A 20693-nucleotide genomic window follows, 5' to 3' on the forward strand; every position below is an offset into this window, starting at 1 on the left:
ACAGGTCGTCTCCATCCGTTTCAGGCCGGGCCGTTCAAGCCCGGCCGCTTCAGGCGGGACGGCGGCGATCGCCGCGGAGCGGGGCGATCACCAGGCGGGCGATCAGGTAACAGAGAAAGCTCACCCCGCTGATGAACACGCTCGGCTTCACGTCCGGGAAGGTCAGGTCGAGCAGCAGGCCGCCGTCCGCCGCGATGATCGCGATCACGATCGCGATCATCGTCACTTGAACAGGATTCGCGGTCAGGTGACGCGCCGCCGCGGCCGGTGTGATCGCCAGGCTGAGAACCAGCAGCGTGCCGACGATCTGCGACGCCTCCGTAACCGTGAACGTCAGCAGCAGCACGAAGATCAGGCCCACCGCGCGGGTGTTGACCCCCCTGGCCGCCGCGACCTCCGGATCGATCGATGCGAACAGCAGCGGCCGGTAGATGACGACCATCACGATCAGGATCGCCACCGCGATCCCGGCCAGCAGCAGGATGTCGCCGGGCCCCACGCCGAAGATCTGGCCGAAGAGGATGTTCGTGGCCTCGCTCGCGAAGCCGTGGTAGAAGGACAGCAGGAAGACCCCGAGCCCCAGTCCGAAGGCCAGGATCACGCCGATCGACGAGTTGCGTTCGCGGGGCCTGTCGCCCAGCAGGCCGATCGCGACCGCGACGACGAGGGATCCGACAAGGGCGCCTCCGAGCGCATCGCCGGCGACCAGCAACCCCGCCGCGGCGCCGGTGAAGCTGAGTTCGGCGGCGCCGTGCACGGCGAACGCCATGTCGCGGGAGGCGACGAAGGGGCCGATGAGCCCGCAGATGATCGCGACGAGCAGCGCCGCAAGCAGCGCCTGCAGCGCGAACGGCTGACCGAGATAGGTGAGGAGGTTCAGTGGTGATGCTCCTCGAACGGCAGGTTCCGGTGGGACTCTCCGGTCCCCGTGATCAACAGGCTGCCGCGGTGCCGGATCACCTGCACCTCCGTCCGGTAGAGGTCGGAGAGCGTCTCGTCCGTGATGACCTCATCGGGGGTGCCGATCGCCCAGCGACCCTCGACCAGGTAGAGAACCCGGGTCACGTACTGCAGCACGGGGTTGATCTCATGGGTGACGAAGACGACGGCCGTTCGCGCCTCCCGCCGTCGCCGGTCGATCAAGGCGGTGATCGACCGCTGGTTCGCGAGGTCGAGCGACAGCAGCGGCTCGTCGCAGAGCAGCAGGCCGGGATCGCTCAGCAGCGCCTGCGCCACGCGGAGTCGCTGCTGCTCACCGCCGGAGAGCCTGCCGATCGGCGCGTCGGCGTACGCGGTGGCGCCGACCGACTCGATCGCCTCGTCCACCCGCCGGCGCATCGCCTGCGGATGCCGCCGCGGTCCGTACCGGAACCCGTCCAGGCCGAGCGCGACCAGGTCGCGGCCCCGCGCACCGAGGTCGGCGTCGAACCCCTTCTGCTGCGGGATGTAGCCGACATCGGAATTGCCCCGACGGGCCGGCCGGCCGGCCACCGTCACCCGGCCGGCCGCCAGCGGGAGCAGGCCCAGGGCCGCCTGCAGCAGTGTCGTCTTGCCGGTGCCGTTGGGGCCGAGGACGGCGAGGAACTCTCCCGCCTCGACCGTCAGGCTGAGTCCGGCCCACAGTGTCCGCCCGCCTCGCGCCACCGCCGCATCCGTGAGCACGAGTGGAGCGGCAGCCCGTGCGGTCATCTGCCGAGGGCGGCGAGGATCTCCTTCGCCTGCCGCAGCTGCCACGACTGGTAATCCTTGTCCGTCTTCGGGATCGTCTCGGTCACTCCGACGACCGGCACACCGGCGCTGTCCGCCAGCTGCTTGATCCTGGTCGTCTCCTCGTCGGTGACCTGCCCGTTGTAGAGCAGCACCTTCACGGCCCTCGTCTTGATCGCGTTCTCGAACGCGAGATTGTCGGCGGGCGACGGCTCATTGCCCTGCTCGACGGCTTCGGTGAAGCCGGCCGGCATCCCGAGCGTCAGCCCGGCGGCGGTGGTCAGGTAGCCGGGCACGCGCTCGGTGTAGGCGATCTTGGTTCCGGCGTACTTCGCCTTGATCGTCGCGATTGTGGCATTGATGGGCCTCAGTGACGCGTCGAACTTCTGCTCGTTCGCGGCAAACGTGGAGGCGTCCGCCGGCGAGATCGCCGCGAGCCGCTGCTCGATCGCATGCGCGACGGTGGGGATGCGGGCGGTGTCGTACCAGATGTGCGGGTTGGGCGCGGAACCGGTCACGTTCAGGATCTTCTGCACAGACAGTACGGCGCGGTCCCTGTTGGGCTGGGCGCTCAACAACGTGGCCATGAAATCGTCGTAGCCGATTCCGTTCTCGATCACCAGACGGGCCGTGGACAGTGCCGACGCATCCGCCGCGTCGGATTCGTACTCGTGCGGATCGGCGTCCGGGTCGCTGATGATCGACCTCACCGTCACCCGATCGCCGCCGATCTGCGACGCGATGTCGCCCCAGAAGTTCTCCCCCGCGACGACGCCGATCGGCGCGGAGCCGCCGGCCCCGGCTGCGCTGCTCGTCGGGCCGCCGCCCGCAGTCGAGGCGCAGGACGTGACCAGCAGCACGGTCGCGGCAGCGGTCGCAACGGCGATGACCGACGCCGCGGTCCGGGTTCGGTGCATCAGGAACCTCTTCCTCAAACGCGGTGCTGTACAGCATATTGAGTATCGTTCTCGATTGAAAATCAACCGGAGTACGTCCCGCGCACCGGGTCTCGGTGCGGCGGTTAGCATCGGAACCGGTCCTGACGCAAGGGGGTGCTGCACCATGACGACCACTGAGATCGCACCGCTCACGGGCCTCTCCGAGGCGCAGGTCGGCGCCCTGCGCCTCGACTTCCCGCTGCTGGCCCGATCGGTCAACGGGTCGGCGCTCGCCTACCTGGACACCGGAGCGACATCGCAGAAGCCGCGGGTGGTGCTCGACGCGGAGCGGGACTACTACGAGCAGCGGAACGCCGCGGTCCACCGCGGCGCGCACACGCTCGCCGCCGAGGCGACCGACCGGTTCGAGGACGCTCGCGGGACGGTCGCGCGGTTCGTGGGCGCCGACGACGACGAGATCGTCTGGACCTCCAACGCCACCGAGGGGCTCAATCTGGTCGCGTACGCCCTGTCGAACGCAACCGCCGGGCGCGGCGGCGCGGAAGCAGAGCAGTTCCGGCTGCATGCCGGCGACGAGATCGTCGTCACCGAGTTGGAGCATCACGCGAACCTGATCCCCTGGCAGGAACTCGCCGTCCGCACCGGCGCGACGCTGCGCTACATCCCCGTCGACGACGACGGCGCGTGGCAGCTGGATGCCGCTGCCACCGTGATCGGTGGCCGAACGCGCGTGGTGGCGCTGTCCCACGTCTCCAATGTGATCGGCGTGGTGAATCCGGTGGAGCAGCTCATCCGGCGGGCGCATGCCGTCGGTGCGATCGTCGTGCTCGACGCCTGCCAATCCGTCCCACACCTGGCGGTCGACGTGCACGCGCTCGACGTCGACTTCGCGGCGTTCTCTGGCCACAAGATGCTGGGGCCCACCGGTGTCGGGGTGCTGTACGGCAGGCGCGACCTGCTGAACGCCCTGCCCCCGTTCCTCACCGGCGGTTCGATGATCACCACGGTCACGATGGAGAGCGCCGAGTACCTGCCGGCGCCCCAACGGTTCGAGGCCGGCACGCAGCGGGTGTCGCAGGTCGTCGCCCTCGCGGCGGCGGTGGACTACCTGACCGCGATCGGCATGGATCGCATCGCCGCGCGCGAGGCGTATCTCGGCCAGCTGCTGGTGCGCCGCCTCGGCGAACTGCCCCACGTCCGGGTGCTCGGCCCACAGCACAGCGCGCTGCGGGTCGGCCTCGCGAGCTTCGACCTGGCCGGCGTCCACGCGCACGACCTGGGGCAGTTCCTCGACGACCGCGGCATCGCCGTGCGGGTCGGCCATCACTGCGCGCAGCCATTGCATCGCCGGCTGGGCATAGTCGCGTCCACCCGCGCCAGCACCTACCTGTACACGACCGTCGACGAGATCGACCGGCTGGTGGAGGGCGTCACCGCCGCAGCCGACTTCTTCGGGGCCGGCACGTGAGCGACTCGATGGGGTCGCTGTACCAGGAGGTGATCCTGGACCTGGCGCGCAACCCGCGATCGAAGGGGCTGGTCCCCTCCGCCGACGGCCAGTCGCACCAGATCAATCCGACGTGCGGCGACGACATCACCCTGCAGCTGCGGTTGCAGCCGAGCAGCGACCGCATCGCCGCGGTGACCTGGGACGGTCACGGCTGCGCGATCTCGCAGGCGTCCGCGTCGATGCTCGTCGACGTCGCCACCGGGCTGAGCACCCCCGAGTTGCTCGGCCGGATCGCGCTGTTCCGCGAGGCGATGCGCTCACGCGGCGCCATCGCTCCGGACGAGGCCCTGCTGGGCGACGCGGTCGCGCTGCAGGGCGTCTCCCGCTACTCCGCCCGCGTCAAGTGCGCGATGCTCGCCTGGGTCGCGGCCGAAGGCGCCGTCGCCGACCTCGCGATCGCTTGACGCCCGACCGCGCCGCGAACGCGTGGCCCTCGAAGTGGGATGAGGACAGACAGAACTGTCTGTCCTACATTCATCTCAAGCGGTCACCCCGCCGCCTACCCCCAACACAATCGAATACCCCCCACAGAACCACCCGAGGTCCACGAGCCCCCACTCGCAGACCTCGGCGGCAGAACCCGTACGGTGCGGTCACCCCCCAGGCCCCACCTGCTGCTCCCCCAAGCAGTCGAACGAGAACAAAGAAGAGCCGGGCGGCCGCCCTCCCCGATCAGGCCGCCCGGCTCTTTCTCGTTCCGGGCGTCTTCCGCTCCTTCCGCGTCGGCAGGATGAGCGGACCGGGACGCGCTCCTCGCCGAAATCGGATGTGGTCGGAGAGCGGGCTTCCGGCCCCAACGCCTGGCCCCCGAACTGGGATGAGGACAGACAGACCTGTCTGTCCTACATTCTTCTCAAGCGGTCACCCAGCCGCTTGCCTCCCACACAATCGAATACCCCCTGAGATCCACCCGAGGTCTGCGAGCCCCCACTCGCGGATCCGGCAGCACATCCCGGTGCGATTCCCCCAGATCGCACCTGCTGCTCCCCCAAGCAGCTGGACGAGAACGAGAAGAGCCGGGCGGCCGCCCTCCCCAATCTGGCCGCCCGGCTCTTTCTCGTTCCGGGCAGTCACTTCTTCTCCAGGGCGATGGAGAAGGTCGTGCCGCGGCTGACGACCGCCTCAGTTCTGCGGGAAACCCAGGTTGATACCGGGCTGGGGGCCGGGACGGCCCGCAGCGCTCTGGCCGGGCGCGCGCATGGCCGGGTCGAGCCAGCGTGAGGTCACGGCTTTCTGCTGGGTGAAGAACTTCACGCCCTCCACGCCGTGCGCCTTCGTGTCGCCGAACAGCGACTGCTTCCAGCCGCCGAACGAGAAGGTGGCGACCGGCACCGGGATGGGCACGTTGATGCCGATCATGCCGACCTCGACCTCGTTCTGGAAGCGGCGAGCCGCGCCTCCGTCGTTCGTGAAGATCGCCGTCCCGTTTCCGAACGTACCGGCGTTGATGAGTGCGACGCCGTCCTCGTACGAGGCCACCCGCACCACCGACAGCACCGGGCCGAAGATCTCCTCGGTGTAGACCCGCGACGTGACCGGCACCCTGTCGATGAGCGTCGGGCCGAACCAGAAGCCGTTCGGGTCCCCGTCCACCTCGATCCCCCGGCCGTCGACCACGACGTTCGCGCCGTCCTCGATGGCGATGTCGACGTAGGAGGCCACCTTGTCGCGGTGCACCTTGGTGACGAGCGGTCCCATGTCGCAGGAGCGCCGGCCGTCGCCGATCTTCAGGGTCGCCATGCGCTCCTTGACCTTTGCGATCAGCTCGTCCGCAACCGTCCCCGCCGGCTCGGCCGTCCCGTCGCTGCGCGCCGCGCCGGTACCGGCGGGCAGGGGCCCATCGACCACGACGACGACCGAGACGGCCATGCACCGCTCGCCGGCGGAGCCGAAGCCGGCGTTGACCGCGGAGTCGGCGACCAGGTCGAGGTCGGCGTCGGGCAGCACGAGCATGTGGTTCTTGGCCCCGCCGAGCGCCTGCACCCTCTTGCCGCCGAGCGCCGCCGTCTCGTAGATGTACTTCGCGATCGGAGTGGATCCGACGAAGGAGATGGAGCGCACGTCGTCGTGGTGCAGCAGTCCGTCGACGGCCACCTTGTCGCCGTGCAGCACGTTGAACACGCCGTCGGGCAGGCCGGCCTCTTTGAACAGCCGCCCGATCCACACCGCCGCCGATGGGTCCTTCTCACTCGGCTTCAGCACCACGGTGTTCCCCGCGGCGATCGCGATCGGGAAGAACCACATCGGCACCATTGCCGGAAAGTTGAACGGCGAGATGATCCCGACCACCCCGAGCGGCTGGCGCAGGGAGTACACGTCGACGCCGGTCGAGACCTGCTCCGAGAACTCGCCCTTCAAGTGGTGCGCAAGTCCGGTCGCGAACTCGACGACCTCCTGCCCACGGCCGATCTCGGCGAGCGCGTCGGAGGTGACCTTGCCGTGCTCGCTCGTGAGGATCTCGGCCAGCTCGCCCTTCCGGGCGTCCAGCAGCTCACGGAAGCGGAACATGACGGCCTGTCGGCGCGCCAGCGAGGTACCGCGCCAGCCCGGGTACGCCGCCTTCGCGGCGGCGACCGCGGTGGCCACGTCGGACTCGTCGGCGAACGCGACATGCTTCGTCACCACGCCGAGCGCCGGGTCGTACACATCGCCGAACCGTGCGGACGATCCCTCGACCTCGCCGCCGCCGATCCAATGCGGCACGAGCGGGACTGTGACGGTCTCGTCGGTGAACGGGTCGGATTCGGTGATCGTCACGTACGTTTCTCCTCGCCCTGGCGGAGGGCAGATCGTTCTGCGGGCCGCAGTACTGGTCGAACCGAGTACTGATCGAGACGGCGATGCGCCTGCCCGTCAGGATAGGTCTGGTCGATACGGAGGAGAAAGTCGTGGAGCTGCTGGAATGGGATGCCGCGAGCTACGACGCGCTGCCGCTGCCACACTCGCGCTGGGGTGCCGGGGTGATCGACCGGCTCGCCCTCACCGGTGATGAGACCGTCGTCGATCTGGGCTGCGGCACCGGACGCGACACGGAGCGACTGCTCGATCGCCTTCCGCACGGACGGGTGGTCGCGGTCGACGGGTCTGCGCAGATGCTCGACCAACTCGGCGCCCGAATCGCCGCCCGGGCCGATCGGGTCACCGCTGTGCGAGCGGACCTCACCCGGCCGTTCCCGGCGGTCGTGCACGGGGACGCGGTGATGAGTGTTGCGACCTTCCACTGGATCCCGGATCACGCGACCCTGTTCCAGCGGATCGCGGCGACCCTGCCGACCGGCGGACGGCTGGAGGCCGAATTCGGAGGCGCCGGCAACATCGCCGGCTTCCTGGACGCGTTCCGGCGAGCCGGCGGACCGCCGGACGACGACCCATGGGACTTCGCGACACCGGAGCAGACGGCGTCGGCGCTGAGCGCGGCCGGCTTCCGCGACGTGGACGTCCGCGTCGTGCCGGACCCTGCCGTACTCGAGCCCGGCGAGCAGCTGGAAGCGTTCATCGCGACCGTGCTCCTCCCGGCCACGCTGCGGACCCTGCAGCCGGACGACGGCAGAACGCTCGTCCGGCGGACTGCGGCCGAGCTGCCCGAGCCCGTCATCGACTACGTCCGCGTGCAGGTCTCGGCGACCCGGGCCTGATCCCTCGGGTCGGCACGGCATGCGCCGATACTGAGATGGCAGGAGTCGCCCCCAGAAGTGGAGCACCACGATGACCGGATGGACCACCGAGATCGACGACGCCTCTGCCCGCAGCTGCCCGGGTTCCCGAGGCGCCGTGGGCGCGATCGACGCGCCGGATGCCCGTTCCATGACCATGCGCGTCGACCGTGGACGACCGTGACCCAGCGGTGCGACCGGGCACGCCGAGTGGCCGATCTTCCGACGCTGTGAGCGATCCGAGGCTGCGCCGCCGGCGGACGCCCCTGGTGGTGGCAGCGGCATGGCTGCTGGTCGTGCTCGCAGTCGAGTTCGCCGCCGTTCTCGGGATCGAGCGACTGCCCGTCCTCGCCGGTCTCGTGGGACCCCGCACTGCAGCGACCGTCGCCCTCGTGGTACTCGGAGTCGTCCTGCTCGTCGCCGGCGGCCTGATCGCTCGGTTCCGGCTCGCCCTCATCCTGCTGGCGGCCGCGTCACTGCTCGGCGCGGCCTGCAGCGTTCCCGTGATGCTCGCGCGCGGCTGGAGCGATGATCGCCCCGCGGCGGCGCAGGCAGGGTCGCTGCGGGTGCTGTCCTGGAACATCAACTTCAACCTGGTCTCCCCCGACACCGTCGCCCGCCTCGCCGCGCGCGAGCACGCCGACATCGTCGTGCTACCCGAGATCCCGGCGTTGGACGCCGACAACCGCTATGTGCCCGCCTTCGCCGCAGCAGGGATGCCGGTCCGCTCCTACCCCGCCCTCTCCGACTACCCGGCCGAGACGTTCGTGCTCGTGCGCAAGGACATCGGCAGCTACTCCGCCACTGTCGGCCACTCGAGCGACCCCGACCGGTCGACCGCCCTCACCCCGGTCACGGCAGGGCTGCCGACGATCGTCGCCATTCACGCGGCCCAGCCGTCGCTGCGGGACAACCCGCAATGGCGGTCCGATCTCACCTGGGTCGAGCAGCGATGCACGAACCCCAACACGATCGCCGTCGGCGACTTCAACGCCACCCTCGACAGCTTCGGCGCCGACCACCTCGGAGGATGCACCGATGGCGCCGCCCGGCGGCACTCGGCGAGCGTGGGGACGTGGCCGACGCGCCTGCCCGCCTGGGCGGGCATGCCGCTGGACCACGTGCTGACCGGCACGGGCTGGACCACCCTCAGCTTCACGATCATCCGGAGCGAGGACGGCTCCGGCGCCCGACACCGCCCGATCCTCGCCGTGGTCGCGCCCGCCCGCTGAACCATCGTCGTCGACGATCGGAGAGTCAGCCCTTTCCGCATCGTTCACGAGCGCGACATCCCGCCGGGCGATGGTGATACCGAGCGCAGGGAGTCGATGTGAGCGACGAGGACACGAACGGCCGAGTGACCCGCCGGGCGGCGGTGGTGGTGCTGGGCATCGCCGGCGCGGAGGCGATCGCGCTCGCGACGTCGGACGCGGCGGTGGCGGCAGCGGCCGCAGCAACGGGTGGCCCCGCCCATCCCGCCGGCACGACGCTGCAGCGGACCCTGCTGCGCGGCAGTCCCTCCGCTGCCGGATACCGACGCCACGTCGCGGGGCCTGGTGAGCCGTACACCGTGCGCACCGACCTCGGCGGCACGGCGAGCACGGCGCGGGCAGGCCGACGCCGGGTGCTGTCGGCGTTCGCCCAGTTCACCGACATCCACATCCAGGACACGCAGTCCCCGGCACGATTCGAGTTCCTCGACCGGGAATCGGACCTGAACGAGGAGATCCCGTTCCAGGCCGCCTACCGACCGCACGAGATGCTCTCCACCCAGGTGGCGGACGCGACCGTGCAGGCGGTGAACGCGCTGAAGGTCGGGCCCGCGACGGGTGCGGCGCTGCAGTTCGCGATCAGCACGGGGGACGCGACCGACAACTGCCAGTACAACGAGTTGCGGTGGACCATCGGCGTACTCGACGGTCACCGGATCGTGCCGGACAGCGGCAAGCGGGGGGTGTTCGAGGGCGTCGCGGACGGCAACGCTCCGACCTACGACACGCACTACTGGCATCCGGCGGGCACGCCGTCCGGCGCTGCCGGCGGGCCGGACGCATTCCGCGCGCAGTACGGCTTCCCGACCGTGCCGGGCCTGCTGAACGCCGCGATCCGGCCGTTCACACCAGCGGGACTGCGGATGCCGTGGTTCGCGGTGCACGGGAACCACGACGGCCTGCTGACGGGCAACTTCCCCATCTCGCCGGCGCTGAACGCGCTGGCCGTCGGAGCGGTGAAGCCGACCGGCCTGCCCGCCGGCATGAGTGCGCCGACGTTCGCGGAGCAGCTGTTCTCGTCGCCCGCTTCGGCTGCCGCAGTCCTCGCCGCGCTGCCCGTTCGTCCGGTGACCGCCGACCCGGATCGACGGCTGGTCAGCCGCAGCGACGTCGTCGAGGAGCACTTCACCACGACGGGTTCGCCTGTGGGTCACGGCTTCACCGCGCAGAACCGCTCGCTCGGCACCGGCTACTACGTGCGGGACCAGGCCGGAGTCGGCCGCTCCAAGCCGATCCGGCTGATCGTGCTGGACACGGTGAACGAGAACGGCGAGGCCGACGGATCGCTCGACACCGCCCAGTTCACCTGGCTCACGAGCGTGCTCGCTCAGCAGCCCCACCGCCCGACGGTCGTGTTCAGCCACCACACCGGCGACACGATGGAGAACGCCCTCATCGCCGCCGGCGGCGACCCGTCACCGCGGATCCTCGGTCCCGCCGTGATCGACCTGCTGCTTGCGAACCCGCAGGTCGTCCTGTGGGTCAATGGCCACACCCACGAGAACGCCGTCACACCGCGCCCGCGCAGCACCGGCGGCGGCTTCTGGGAGGTCACGACCGCCTCCCACATCGACTGGCCGGAGCAGGTGCGCACGGTCGAACTCGCGGACAACCTGGACGGCACCCTGTCGATCTTCGGCACCATCGTCGACAGCGCGGCGAGCATCACCTGGAACGGACGCACCGACACCACGAGCGCCCTCGCTTCGCTATCGCGGGAGCTCGCCGCGAACGACCCTCAGGAGTCAGCCCGCCCCGACCCCGCCACCGACGGCCTCCGCGGAACGGCCGCCGGCCGGAACGTGGAGCTCCTGCTGCCGAAGCCGGCAGGCCTCGTCACCTGAGCTTCGCGGGCGTATCACGCCGTCAGGCGGGCTCCTCTGCGCGCAGTAGCGCCGCCTGCTGCTCAGGAGGCGCCTCGTACCCGTCGATATGGCGCTCGTCAGGGCCGACGTACTCCGAGAGCGGGCGGATGAGGGTGTTCGCGCTGGCCTGCTCGAGGATGTGCGCGGTCCACCCCGTGATGCGGGAGGCGACGAAGATCGGGGTGAAGGTCGGGGTGTCGAACCCGATCAGGTCGTAGGCGGGTCCTGACGGGAAGTCGAGGTTGGGGTAAATGCCCTTTCGGGACACGAATTCGGTATCGAGCGCCCGGTAGAGCGCGAGGACGTCGGGTCTGTCGTAGTGCTCGGCGAGCTGCTCGAGCGCGGACTGCATCGTCGGGACGCGCGAGTCCCCACGCTTGTAGACGCGATGCCCGAAGCCCATGATCTTGCGCTTCTCGGCGAGCGCCCGGTCGAGCCAGGCGGACACGTTCTCGGCCGAGCCGATCTCGCCGAAGGTGTGCAGCACCGCCTCATTCGCGCCACCGTGGAGTGGTCCTTTCAGCGCGCCGATCGCGGCGACGACGGCGGAGTAGAGGTCGCTCAGCGTCGAGGTGACCACCCGCGCCGTGAAGGTCGAGGCGTTGAAAGAGTGCTCGGCGTACAGGATCATCGAGCGGTTGAACGCGTCGACCACCGTCGGGTGCGCCTCTTCACCGAAGGTCATCCAGAGGAAGTTCGCGGCGTAGTCGAGGTCGTCGCGCGGCTCGATCGGTTCCTGGCCGCGGCGCCGGCGCTGGCCGTAGGCCACGACCGCGGGTAACGCCGCGAATATCCGGACGCTGCGCGCGAGGTTCTCCTCGGGATCGCCGCTCGCGTTCAACACGGAGCCGGTGCCGCGGAGGTCGGCGGAGCCGAGCAGGCTGATCGCTGTTCGCAGCTCGTCCATGGGGTGGGCGTCGAGCGCAGTGAGCTCGATCGCCGCTCTCACGTCGGGGAGGAGGGCGCGATGACGTCGCTCCTCCGTCCGGAGCGCCGCCAGCTGCGCGTCGTCGGGCAGGTCGCCGTGCCAGAGCAGGTGCGCGACGGCCTCGAACGGCTGCGTCGCGGCGAGCTCCTGGACGGGGTAACCGCGGTACAGCAGCGAGTTCGTGTCGGGGTTCACCTTGGAGATGGACGTGGTGTCGACGACGACGCCCGCCAGTCCCTTCCAGATGTCGGTCATTCGCCGCTCCTGTTGTTCGCGAGGTCGAAGGTGAAGACGCCATCGTCGAACGCCGAGTACCCGGCGTAGTCGACGATCTCGTAGAGCCGTGCCCGGGTCTGCATGCTCGGTACGACGCCGGCGAGGCTTCCGTCGGCGGCGAGCGCGTCGAGACCGCGCTCGATCGCCCCCATCGCGATCCGCAGCAGCGAGACGGGGAAGATCACCATGTTCACGCCGACGTCCTGCAGCTGCTGCACGGCGAAGAGGTCGCTCTTCCCGAACTCGGTCATATTGGCGAGGATCGGCACGTCGATGGCGGCGCGCATCGCGGCGAACTCGTCGAGCGAGGCCATCGCCTCCGCGAAGATCGCGTCCGCACCGGCATCCACGAGGGCCCCGGCCCGGTCGATCGCGGCGGTCAACCCTTCTACGCCGCGCATGTCGGTGCGGGCCATGATCACGAGGTTCGGGTCACGGCGGGCGGAGGCGGCGGCGCGGATCCGGCGGACGGCCGTCTCCGTGCTGACTACGTCCTTGCCGTCGAGGTGGCCGCACCGCTTCGGGTTGACCTGGTCCTCGATGTGCAGGCCGGCCACGCCCGCGTCCTCCAGCGTCTGGACGGTCCGGGCGACGTTCATCGGCTCACCGAACCCGGTGTCCGCGTCGACGAGCACGGGAAGGTCGGTGGCGGAGGCGACCTGCGCGGCGCGCGTCGCCACCTCTGTCAGCGTCGTCAGGCCGATGTCCGGCAGGCCCAGCTCGTTCGCCATGACGGCACCCGAGAGGTAGACGCCCTCGAAGCCCTTCTCCTGGATCAGGCGCGTCGAGAGGGGGGTGAACGCCCCCGGGAAGCGCTGGATCGTTCCGGAGGCGAGACCCGCACGGAATGCCTTCCGCTTCTCGGAGGGGGTGACGGTGGACGACAGCATCAGAGGAGTCCCTTCGGTGCGGCCGGCAGCCCGGTCGCGATCACGGTGAGCTCGCCGACCTCGTCGGCGGTCAGCGCGGGCAGGCGCTCGGCGAGCGCGAGGAAGCGGTCGATCTCAGCGTCGTCGAGCACCGGGCCGGCCAGCTTCTGGAACTTCGCGGCGTAGTCGGCGTGGCCGAACGGCCTGGCGCCGAGCGGGTGCGCGTCGGCGACCGCGATCTCGTCCACGATGCGGCGCCCGTCGGTCAGCTCGATCTCGATCCGGCCGCCGAACGCCTTCTCGGATAGATCTTTCGAGTGGTACCGGCGGGTCCACTCCGGATCCTCGACGGTGGTGACCTTGTGCCAGAGCGAGACGGTATCGGGCCGCGCGGCGCGATCCGGAGCGTAGGAGGTGCTGTGCTCCCACGCGCCGTCCTGCAGCGCCACGGTGAAGATGTACGGCACCGAGTGGTCGAGCGTCTCGCGGCTGGCGGTCGGGTCGTACTTCTGCGGGTCGTTCGCACCGGAGCCGATCACGACGTGCGTGTGGTGGCTGGTCGCGAGCACGATCGACGCGACGTTCGCGGGATCGCGCAGCTCCGGGTACCGGGCGCCGAGGGAGCGGGCGAGGTCGATCCAGGCCTGCGCCTGGTACTCGGCCGAGTGCTCCTTCGTGTACGTGTCGAGGATGCCGCGCTTGGCCTCGCCGGGCTCCGGCAGCGGCACCTCATAACGTCCCTCCGGACCGTCGAGGAGCCACGCGATCACGCCGTCCTCGCCCTCCCAGATCGGGCTCGGGCTGGTCTGGCCGCGCATGGCGCGGTCGACCGCCTCGATCGCCATCTTCCCGGCGAACGCCGGGGCGGAGGCCTTCCAGGTCGAGATCTGGCCCTTGCGCGATTGCCGCGTCGCTGTGGTCGTGTGGAGCGCCTGGCCGATCGCCTGGTAGACCGTCTCGACCGGCAGCCCGAGCAGCGTGCCGATGCCGGCCGCCGCACTCGGGCCGAGGTGCGCGACATGGTCGATCTTGTGCGCGTGCAGGCTGATCGCCCGCACCAGGTCGACCTGGATCTCGTACCCCGTCGCGATACCACGCACGAGCGCGGCGCCGTCGGCACCGGCGTGCTGCGCGACGGCGAGGATCGGCGGGATGTTGTCGCCCGGGTGCGAGTACTCGGCGGCGAGGAACGTGTCGTGGTAGTCGAGCTCGCGCACCGCAACGCCGTTCGCGTACGCGGCCCACTCGGGACTGAACCGACCTTCGATCCCGAAGACGGTCGCGCCGGTACCTCCTGAGGCTGGTCCGACCGGGTGCGCCTCGGCCTGCCCGCGGGCGGCGACGATCGGGGCCCGGCGGAGGGACGCGGCGGCGACGGCGGCGTTGTCGATGACCCGATTGATGATCATCTCCGCGACCTCGGGAGCGACCTCGACGGGGTCGGCGGCGACCTCGGCGATGCGCCAGGCCAGCTGCTCCTCGCGGGGCAGTGCTTCGGCGCTCGTGTAAGCGCGAAGGGGATGAATCTTCAACTGACCTCTTCCTGGTTGGCCCTCGTGTACACAGATACTCCTGGCTTTCCGGTTCGCCCGCACACCGGGGTGCTGGACAGTGGCTCCGCTGTTCGGCGCGTGTCCCGGTTCGTGAACGCGGACGCGGCGGCAGAGTCGGCTGTGGTCCTCCTCATCGAGCTCAGGACACCGCGGGGGCGAACCGGTCGAGGGTCGTGATCCCCGCCACCTTGTGCGGCTCGATCCCGGCCATCAGTCGCCCGTAGTTCTCCGACAGCGCCTCGAGGTTGAGGGCACCGTGGAGCGTGATGACCCGTGCGTCCCGCCAGGAGCGCTGGATCGGCTCGAAGTCCATGATGGCGGTCGAGCCCGAGTTCCGCTGCAGCAGCTCGATCGCCTCCGCGCACCACTTCATCGCGTACGCGGTCTCGACGAGGACCCTCGCGCTGAAGAGCTGCATGTACTTCGGATCGGCCGAGGAGCCGGCAGCAGCGAGCTCACCGAGCCGATCGGTCTCCTCGGCGTTCGCACGCGTCATCAGCACCGCGGACTGGATCTTCGAGTGCACCTCGGCGAGCATCAGGTGCGTCAGCGGCGCCTCGAGCTGGTTCGTGTACGTCGTGCCGCGGAGCGGGCGACCCGCCGAGCGCTCGAGGAAGCGCTCCAACGCCCCTTGCGCGAGGCCGATCGACATCCCGGACATGGTGGCGAACGACCAGCCGAGCGTCGGCGCCTTCCACAGCGATCCGGCGAGGCCGCTGTCGGCGGTCCCCGCCGTGATGCGGCGGAAGTCGACGCCCTGGTGGTCCGGGACGGAGAGCTCATCGCCCTCAAGGGTGACGGAGTCGCTGCCCGTCGCCTTCATGCCGGCCACGTGCCAGTCGTCCAGGATCCGAAGCCGCTCGCGCGGGACCTGCAGCGCCACGAGGTAGGGGCCCTCCCCGTCGTCCGCGATGCAGCCGAGGTTCGTGTACGGCGTCCACCGCGCTCCGGTCGCGAACGTCCACGGGCCGCCGGAGACGATCCAGCCTCCGTCGACCTTCCTCGCGCGCCCTCGTGACGCGGGGAAATGGCTCGACCCGGCCATGCGCGGGCCGACCCACTCGCTTCCGAAGACCTCGTCGAGCACGCGGCGGCCCATGCCGGCGGGGATCCAGTTGATCGACGCTCCCGCCCACACCGTCCAGCCCGCCGAGCCGTCCCACTTGGAGACCTCCGCCACGACGTCGAGCTGCTGCCGCACCGAGAGTTCGGCGCCGCCGAACTCGGCCGGGGTCGCGATGTCGAACGCGCCGGTGGCGTCGAGGTCGGCGATCGTCTCGTCCGAGTGCCGACCGGTGCGTTCGGCCTCCGACGCGCGAGCGCGCAACGTCGGGCCGAGCTCCCGGACCTTGTCGAGGATCGACGCGAGCTGCTCCGTCGTGTTCCTGGTGGCTGTCGACGTCATCGGTTCTGTCCCTCGTTCGGCACGATCGGTAGCTGGATGTAGCTGGGGTGGTTCGGTCCGGTGTGGATCGTGTTCGTCGCGCCCACGTGATAGCTCTCGTCGTAGGCGCGGGAGGGGATGCCGGCGGGTGAGTACGGCTGGATGTCGATCCTGAGGCGGTTGCCCTTCCGGATGACCGCGCTGCTCGGATACAGGCCGACCTCGACAGGGACGATCTCGCCGGGCTCGAGCGGCCGGTGATCCGCCTCGGCGTGCGACGGGACCGGCCAGTAGTCCGTCGTGCGCGCATCGTCGAGGACGCGATGGGAGACCTTCAGGAGGCCGTGTCCGACGGGGTGGATGTTCGCTGGGTCGATCGGCGGCACGAGCGACTCGTAGCGGATCTCCCGGTCGTGCTCGTCGAGCACGCGCAGGGAGACGAAGACGTCCATGTCCGCGCTCGTCGAGGACACCCAGAGTCCCGCCTTCATGTAGCCGGCCAGGACGACGTCCTCGGTCATCGGGACGCTGATGAACGTCACCCCGGTCGACCACCGCGGGGTCCCGCCGACGTAGCCGGTGGGAGCCGGGATCGGGTGGCCGATATCGAGGTGCGCGTCGTAGCTCGCGGACGCCTCCTCGGTCGGGACGTCCGAGCGGATGCGGAGGAAGTCGGTCCGCCGGCCGTCCCCGGCCCAGTCGGAGGGGGTGGCGTCGAGATACCAGCGGGGATATGTCGTCCGCGCGATCGGCCACTCCTGCTCCTCGAGCACGTAGTGCGCACCGTTCCCGGTGCGGACCTGCACCCGCACCGGGGCGCTGTCCATCACCCTGTTGTCCACACCTTTGAGGAAGTGGTCGAAGAAGCGCAGGTGCTCGGCGATGGTCGAGTTCTTGTAGCTGTGCGGGAACCAGGCGTCGACGAAGTCGAACCGTCGAGCCGCGGCGTTCGTCGAGCGGATGAAGGTCTCGCTGCTGCCGAGCTGATGGATGACGACGCCCGTCTGCGGTCCGACGATCCAGACGGGCGCGGTGGCCCTCTCCATCTCGGGGCGCATGAACACGGAACAGTGAGGGCCGTAGGCGGCCTCGTCGTTGAACGGCGTGGCCAGCACGCGAGCCCGCCAGTCGGTCTCGGTCCGTTCGCCCGTGTAGTTGTGGCCGGCCATCGCTGCGCGCCACCAGGTCCAGAAGCCCTCGCCGTACAGCCCGCCGCCGTAGACGGCCTCGTTGTAGAGATCCGAATCGGTCCCGAGGGCGATCATCGCCTTCAGGTGCGGCGGCTGAAGGCTCGCCACCGTGTGCTGCGTGATCGCGAGGTACGACATGCCCCAGAGGCCCACGTTGCCGTTCGACCACGGCTGGGTGGCCGCCCACTCGATAGCGTCGTAGTAGTCCTCGGCCTGCTGGACGCTGAACGGCGCCTGCTCGCCCGGGCTCTTCCCGACGCCGCGTGCGTCGATGCGGATGCAGACGTAGCCGTTCGGCACCCAGACCGAGGAGTCGACGCTCTCGTGGTTCTCGTACTGCAGACCGTCCGGGTTGCCCGTGAAGAAGCGGTCCTCGAGCTCCTCCTTCGCCTGCGCCTCCTCGGGGCTGCCGATGACGCCGTGGTCGAAGCTCTTGCCGTAGAACCCCTGGTTCATGATCGCCGGGTAGCGGCCGTCGTCGTCGGGCCGGAAGATGTCGGCGCAGACGTAGGAGCCGTCGCGGAGAGGGATCCGGACGTCGGTCTGCTTGATGATGCCGCGGATGTTGCGCCGCAGCTCGTTGCGCGCCGGGGCCCCGTTCTGCAGCCGTCGCGGGGTGTTGGCGGTGAAGACGCCCGGGGCGGCGTTGAGGGTCTCGAGGAGCCCGGTGACGGCCGGGTCGCCGGCGAAGGCGACCGTCGTGTCGGTGGAGAACGCGACCATCGCCGCGGTGCCCGTGCCGTCGGCGCCCGCGAGCACGGCGTCGTCCTGCCTCGCATCGGTGGCGGCCTGGTTGAAGTTGACGACCACCGGGCCGACCAGGTCGTGCACGGTCGGGGAGATCGTGAGCCCGTTCTCGAGGTCGCCGACCTGGTCCAGCGTCTGCACGAGCCGCGCGAGGTTGGTCACCATCGGGTCGTGCAGCCGGTCGACCTTGCCGTCCGAGCGGTCGACCAGCTGCGCGAGCGTGATGCGCGGAGCCCCCTCGACCGATCCCAGCACCAGGCCACCGACGAGGAACGCGATCGACTCGCCCGGCCGGTACCGGAACCCTCCGCGCTCATCGGTGAGGTCGGTGATCGTCGGGGTCGCGTAGCGCAACCCGCGGATCGGGCCGGCGAGGAAGCCCTCGAGGACGCCGTCGGACGGTGCGGACGCTGCGGACGGATCGGTGGTGCTCATGCGGTGCTCGTCTTCCTCGACCGGGTGACCGCCGCCGGAGCGGAGCCGGGGAAACCGGTACCGTTCGGGACGACGACGTACTTGGTGTGCGGCGAGCGCGCCTGCGCCCGCCAGGCCGCCGGCAGCTCGTCGAGCCGGATCGGGGTGACCTCGGTGCGGAGGCGCCCTGAGGCGAGCGCTCGCCACAGCCACTCGAGCCCGGCCCGCTTCTCGGCGAGAGGGGTGTGCAGGCCGGCGAATCCGATGAGCCTGATCTGCTGGCCGCGAAGGACACCCGCGGCGATCCGAGCGGTATGGCCGGCCGAGTGCCCGACATTGACCACACGGGCGTGCGGCGCGCAGACCTGCAGCGCGGCTTCGAGCGGTGTCCCGTACAGGCAGTCGAGGACGACGTCGACCGAGCCGATCGCTTCCCGCAGGCGGCTCGCGAGCGCATCGGCATCCTCGTCCGCGCGGAGGGCCACGATGGCATCGGCGCCGAGGGCCGGTAGCTGCTCGAGCATCTCGACGTTCCGAGCGAGGCCGACTACTCGGCCGGCACCCTGCTGACGCGCGATCTGGACCGCGAGCCGACCGACGGCGCCGGTCGCCCCGAGGACGAGCACCGTCTCTCCTGGACGCAGCTGCGCGGTCTCGATCATCGGGAGGAACGCAGCGATCCCCGAGTTGCCGACGGCTGCGGCGAGGACCGGATCGACCCCTGTCGGCAGCGGCAGTAGATCGTCGTCCGCCACGACCACCCACTCGGCGAAGGCGCCGGGCGTGGTCGGCGACGCGTGGCACTCCCCGTACATCAGCGATCCTGCCGCATGAGTGTCGGACTCCTCGACCACGCCGACGAACTCGCTGCCGGGCACGTACGGATCGTCGTGACGCGCCGAATGGAAGGTTCCGGAGGCGATGAGCAGGTCCAGCGGGTTGAGCGGTGCGGCGAGGACGCGGAGCGAGGTCGTTCCCGCGACCCTCTCGGGGACCGGGACGGAGCGCATCCGGGGCTCCTCGCCCGGAGCCTCCACGAAGGCCGCGAGGATCGAGACGGAGCGCCCGGCGGCCATGACGGCGCCCGCGCTTCCGGAGTCCATCGATCCCACGGAAGCCCCTTCGCTTACCATTCCTACCGTTAGGAGGTTTTGCGAGTATGCGCGGCCCCTCGAGGGGTGTCAAGGCGATCGCGAGCCGACTCCCCGATGGCGCTGAACCTGCGCAACGGTTAGTATCTTTCTGTGATCAGTCAGGATGCACGATGAGCACCGCCGATGCTTTCGACTCGCTGAGCCATGAGGACCCGCAGACGATCCAGAAGCTGCTCGTCGGCGTGATCGGACTGATGGACACGTTCTCCGCCGAGCAGCGGTCCGCCGCCGTCTACGGGTTCGACGACCCGCGCCGACTGGATTGGGACATCATCCCGAAGCCCGACCGTCTCGGCGTCTCGCTGCACAACCTGGATCGCCATCAGAAGGTGGTCGTCCTGGAGTTCGTCCGGCTCGCGGTCTCCTACGAGGTGTTCACGAAGATCCTCGCCATCATGCAGCTGGAGCACGTCCTCCGCGCTCGGGAGGCCGACTTCCTCGGCGTCGCCGCACCGCTCTGGCGCACGTCCGACTCCTACTTCTTCAGCATCTTCGGCCGACCCGGGTTCGAGGACATCTGGTCCGTCCGCTTCCTCGGTCATCACGTCTGCATCAATGTCACCGTCGTGAACCAGCGCTGGATCTCGTGCACGCCGAGCGCGCTCGGCCAGCAGCCCACGATCGGTGCCGGCGTCCTGAACCCCATGGCAGACGATGAAGGGCTCGGGTTCGCCCTGCTCCACGCACTGAGCGACGAGCAGCGCCGCGTCGCCGTCATCCACGACGTCGCACCGGCTGACTTCGTGTCCCGCCAGGTCCCCGCCATCGGCGCGATCGAGTACCCGGATCACTACGACCTCGGCATGCCGCAGTACCAGATCACGACCGAGGACCGTCGAGCGCTCGCTCTCCGGCGCGACGAGCCGTCCGGCATCTCCGGGGATCAGCTCGACTCGAAGCAGCTCCCGGTGCTGAACGGATTGGTGGATACCTACCTCGCACGCCTTCCCGCCGCTGCCGGAGACCAGTACCGCGCACAGATCGACTCAGACGGCCCATCCCGCACCTCCTTCGCTTGGGCGGGAGGGCTTGTGAGGGGGGAGCCGCACTACTACCGGATCCAGACCCGTTCGCTGCTGATCGAGCTGGTCAACGCCGTGGACAGCGGGAACCATCTCCACTCGGTCATCCGGGACTTCGAGCACGACTTCGCCCGCGACTCTGTGCTCGCGCACGAGGCGCACGTGAGCGAGCACGGGTCACACCTCTCGACCCGGACGACGTCGAGCGAGGGAACCGAGCTCCGAGCGAACGACTGGGCCTGGTGACCGGC

17 protein-coding genes are annotated in these 20693 nt (G+C 69.8%); 7 read left to right on the forward strand and 10 right to left on the reverse strand.

Annotated features, from left to right (window positions below; all coding sequences use genetic code 11):
• Positions 1-49: 49 nt before the first annotated feature.
• From ACFE7H_RS08750 to ACFE7H_RS08760, 3 genes are read right to left on the reverse strand one after another with little or no spacing between them, the layout of a single operon-like run.
• Positions 50-880, reverse strand: a complete 831-nt coding sequence (locus ACFE7H_RS08750) for a metal ABC transporter permease (RefSeq protein ID WP_375400898.1) — start codon at positions 878-880, stop codon at positions 50-52.
• Positions 877-1689 (reverse strand): metal ABC transporter ATP-binding protein, encoded by an 813-nt coding sequence (locus tag ACFE7H_RS08755; RefSeq protein ID WP_375400847.1) that lies wholly within the window; start codon positions 1687-1689, stop codon positions 877-879. The genes ACFE7H_RS08750 and ACFE7H_RS08755 overlap by 4 nt, the downstream gene beginning before the upstream one ends.
• Positions 1686-2624 carry a metal ABC transporter solute-binding protein, Zn/Mn family gene (locus ACFE7H_RS08760; RefSeq protein WP_375400848.1) on the reverse strand — a complete coding sequence of 313 codons (939 nt, stop codon included), beginning with the start codon at positions 2622-2624 and terminating at the stop codon, positions 1686-1688. The genes ACFE7H_RS08755 and ACFE7H_RS08760 overlap by 4 nt, the downstream gene beginning before the upstream one ends.
• Before the next feature lie 145 nt (positions 2625-2769).
• Between ACFE7H_RS08760 and ACFE7H_RS08765 the strand changes: the two genes are divergently transcribed.
• Together ACFE7H_RS08765 and sufU are read left to right on the forward strand one after the other, a co-directional pair.
• The gene (locus ACFE7H_RS08765; RefSeq protein ID WP_375400849.1) at positions 2770-4074 is read left to right on the forward strand and encodes an aminotransferase class V-fold PLP-dependent enzyme; all 1305 of its coding nucleotides are present in this window, start codon (positions 2770-2772) and stop codon (positions 4072-4074) included.
• Between the two features lie 8 nt (positions 4075-4082).
• Positions 4083-4520 carry a Fe-S cluster assembly sulfur transfer protein SufU gene (gene sufU / locus ACFE7H_RS08770; protein WP_375400899.1) on the forward strand — a complete coding sequence of 146 codons (438 nt, stop codon included), beginning with the start codon at positions 4083-4085 and terminating at the stop codon, positions 4518-4520.
• 718 nt (positions 4521-5238) lie between these two features.
• Here the strand turns inward: sufU and ACFE7H_RS08775 are convergent.
• Positions 5239-6867 (reverse strand): CoA-acylating methylmalonate-semialdehyde dehydrogenase, encoded by a 1629-nt coding sequence (locus ACFE7H_RS08775; RefSeq protein ID WP_375400900.1) that lies wholly within the window; start codon positions 6865-6867, stop codon positions 5239-5241.
• 89 nt (positions 6868-6956) lie between these two features.
• Here ACFE7H_RS08775 and ACFE7H_RS08780 point away from each other — a divergent pair, with 89 nt between their 5' ends.
• The 4 genes from ACFE7H_RS08780 to ACFE7H_RS08795 all read left to right on the forward strand — a co-directional run bounded on the left by ACFE7H_RS08780 (position 6957) and on the right by ACFE7H_RS08795 (position 10884).
• Positions 6957-7751, forward strand: coding sequence for a class I SAM-dependent methyltransferase (locus ACFE7H_RS08780; protein WP_375400850.1), 795 nt, complete (start codon positions 6957-6959; stop codon positions 7749-7751).
• A gap of 70 nt (positions 7752-7821) precedes the next feature.
• Positions 7822-7953 (forward strand): hypothetical protein, encoded by a 132-nt coding sequence (locus ACFE7H_RS08785; protein WP_375400851.1) that lies wholly within the window; start codon positions 7822-7824, stop codon positions 7951-7953.
• Positions 7954-7999: 46 nt separating this feature from the next.
• Entirely contained in the window at positions 8000-9001 is a 1002-nt protein-coding gene (locus tag ACFE7H_RS08790) for an endonuclease/exonuclease/phosphatase family protein (RefSeq protein ID WP_375400852.1), read from the forward strand.
• A 98-nt stretch (positions 9002-9099) separates the two neighbouring features.
• On the forward strand, positions 9100-10884 hold the full coding sequence (locus tag ACFE7H_RS08795; protein WP_375400853.1) for a TIGR03767 family metallophosphoesterase: 1785 nt from the start codon (positions 9100-9102) through the stop codon (positions 10882-10884).
• Positions 10885-10906: 22 nt separating this feature from the next.
• On the opposite strand, the gene ACFE7H_RS08800 is transcribed toward ACFE7H_RS08795, so the two are convergent.
• The 6 genes from ACFE7H_RS08800 to ACFE7H_RS08825 form a co-directional block, all read right to left on the reverse strand.
• Positions 10907-12088, reverse strand: coding sequence for a bifunctional 2-methylcitrate synthase/citrate synthase (locus ACFE7H_RS08800; protein ID WP_375400854.1), 1182 nt, complete (start codon positions 12086-12088; stop codon positions 10907-10909).
• Positions 12085-12999, reverse strand: a complete 915-nt coding sequence (gene prpB, locus ACFE7H_RS08805) for a methylisocitrate lyase (RefSeq protein ID WP_375400855.1) — start codon at positions 12997-12999, stop codon at positions 12085-12087. The genes ACFE7H_RS08800 and prpB overlap by 4 nt, the downstream gene beginning before the upstream one ends.
• Positions 12999-14510, reverse strand: a complete 1512-nt coding sequence (locus ACFE7H_RS08810; RefSeq protein WP_375400856.1) for an MmgE/PrpD family protein — start codon at positions 14508-14510, stop codon at positions 12999-13001. The genes prpB and ACFE7H_RS08810 overlap by 1 nt, the downstream gene beginning before the upstream one ends.
• A 160-nt stretch (positions 14511-14670) precedes the next feature.
• Positions 14671-15936: an acyl-CoA dehydrogenase family protein gene (locus ACFE7H_RS08815; RefSeq protein ID WP_375400857.1), complete on the reverse strand. Its 1266-nt coding sequence runs from the start codon at positions 15934-15936 to the stop codon at positions 14671-14673.
• Positions 15933-18287 (reverse strand): CocE/NonD family hydrolase, encoded by a 2355-nt coding sequence (locus tag ACFE7H_RS08820; protein ID WP_375400858.1) that lies wholly within the window; start codon positions 18285-18287, stop codon positions 15933-15935. Before ACFE7H_RS08820 ends, ACFE7H_RS08815 begins: the two co-directional genes overlap by 4 nt.
• Positions 18284-19369 carry a zinc-binding alcohol dehydrogenase family protein gene (locus ACFE7H_RS08825; RefSeq protein ID WP_375400859.1) on the reverse strand — a complete coding sequence of 362 codons (1086 nt, stop codon included), beginning with the start codon at positions 19367-19369 and terminating at the stop codon, positions 18284-18286. Before ACFE7H_RS08825 ends, ACFE7H_RS08820 begins: the two co-directional genes overlap by 4 nt.
• Positions 19370-19530: 161 nt before the next feature.
• Here ACFE7H_RS08825 and ACFE7H_RS08830 point away from each other — a divergent pair, with 161 nt between their 5' ends.
• Positions 19531-20688 (forward strand): DUF3500 domain-containing protein, encoded by a 1158-nt coding sequence (locus tag ACFE7H_RS08830; protein WP_375400860.1) that lies wholly within the window; start codon positions 19531-19533, stop codon positions 20686-20688.
• The last annotated feature ends 5 nt before the right edge of the window (positions 20689-20693 follow it).

It is taken from the genome of uncultured Amnibacterium sp., assembly GCF_964250715.1.
Classification (GTDB): Bacteria; Actinomycetota; Actinomycetes; order Actinomycetales; family Microbacteriaceae; genus Amnibacterium.

Bases quoted from the DNA above. Each gene is read 5' to 3' on its own strand.
- ACFE7H_RS08755 (WP_375400847.1), bottom strand. From the start codon at position 1,689: ATGACCGCACGGGCTGCCGCTCCACTCGTGCTCACGGATGCGGCGGTG.
- ACFE7H_RS08760 (WP_375400848.1), bottom strand. From the start codon at position 2,624: ATGCACCGAACCCGGACCGCGGCGTCGGTCATCGCCGTTGCGACCGCT.
- ACFE7H_RS08765 (WP_375400849.1), top strand. From the start codon at position 2,770: ATGACGACCACTGAGATCGCACCGCTCACGGGCCTCTCCGAGGCGCAG.
- sufU (WP_375400899.1), top strand. From the start codon at position 4,083: ATGGGGTCGCTGTACCAGGAGGTGATCCTGGACCTGGCGCGCAACCCG.
- ACFE7H_RS08780 (WP_375400850.1), top strand. From the start codon at position 6,957: ATGCGCCTGCCCGTCAGGATAGGTCTGGTCGATACGGAGGAGAAAGTC.
- ACFE7H_RS08785 (WP_375400851.1), top strand. From the start codon at position 7,822: ATGACCGGATGGACCACCGAGATCGACGACGCCTCTGCCCGCAGCTGC.
- ACFE7H_RS08800 (WP_375400854.1), bottom strand. From the start codon at position 12,088: ATGACCGACATCTGGAAGGGACTGGCGGGCGTCGTCGTCGACACCACG.
- prpB (WP_375400855.1), bottom strand. From the start codon at position 12,999: ATGCTGTCGTCCACCGTCACCCCCTCCGAGAAGCGGAAGGCATTCCGT.
- ACFE7H_RS08815 (WP_375400857.1), bottom strand. From the start codon at position 15,936: ATGACGTCGACAGCCACCAGGAACACGACGGAGCAGCTCGCGTCGATC.
- ACFE7H_RS08820 (WP_375400858.1), bottom strand. From the start codon at position 18,287: ATGAGCACCACCGATCCGTCCGCAGCGTCCGCACCGTCCGACGGCGTC.
- ACFE7H_RS08825 (WP_375400859.1), bottom strand. From the start codon at position 19,369: ATGGACTCCGGAAGCGCGGGCGCCGTCATGGCCGCCGGGCGCTCCGTC.
- ACFE7H_RS08830 (WP_375400860.1), top strand. From the start codon at position 19,531: ATGAGCACCGCCGATGCTTTCGACTCGCTGAGCCATGAGGACCCGCAG.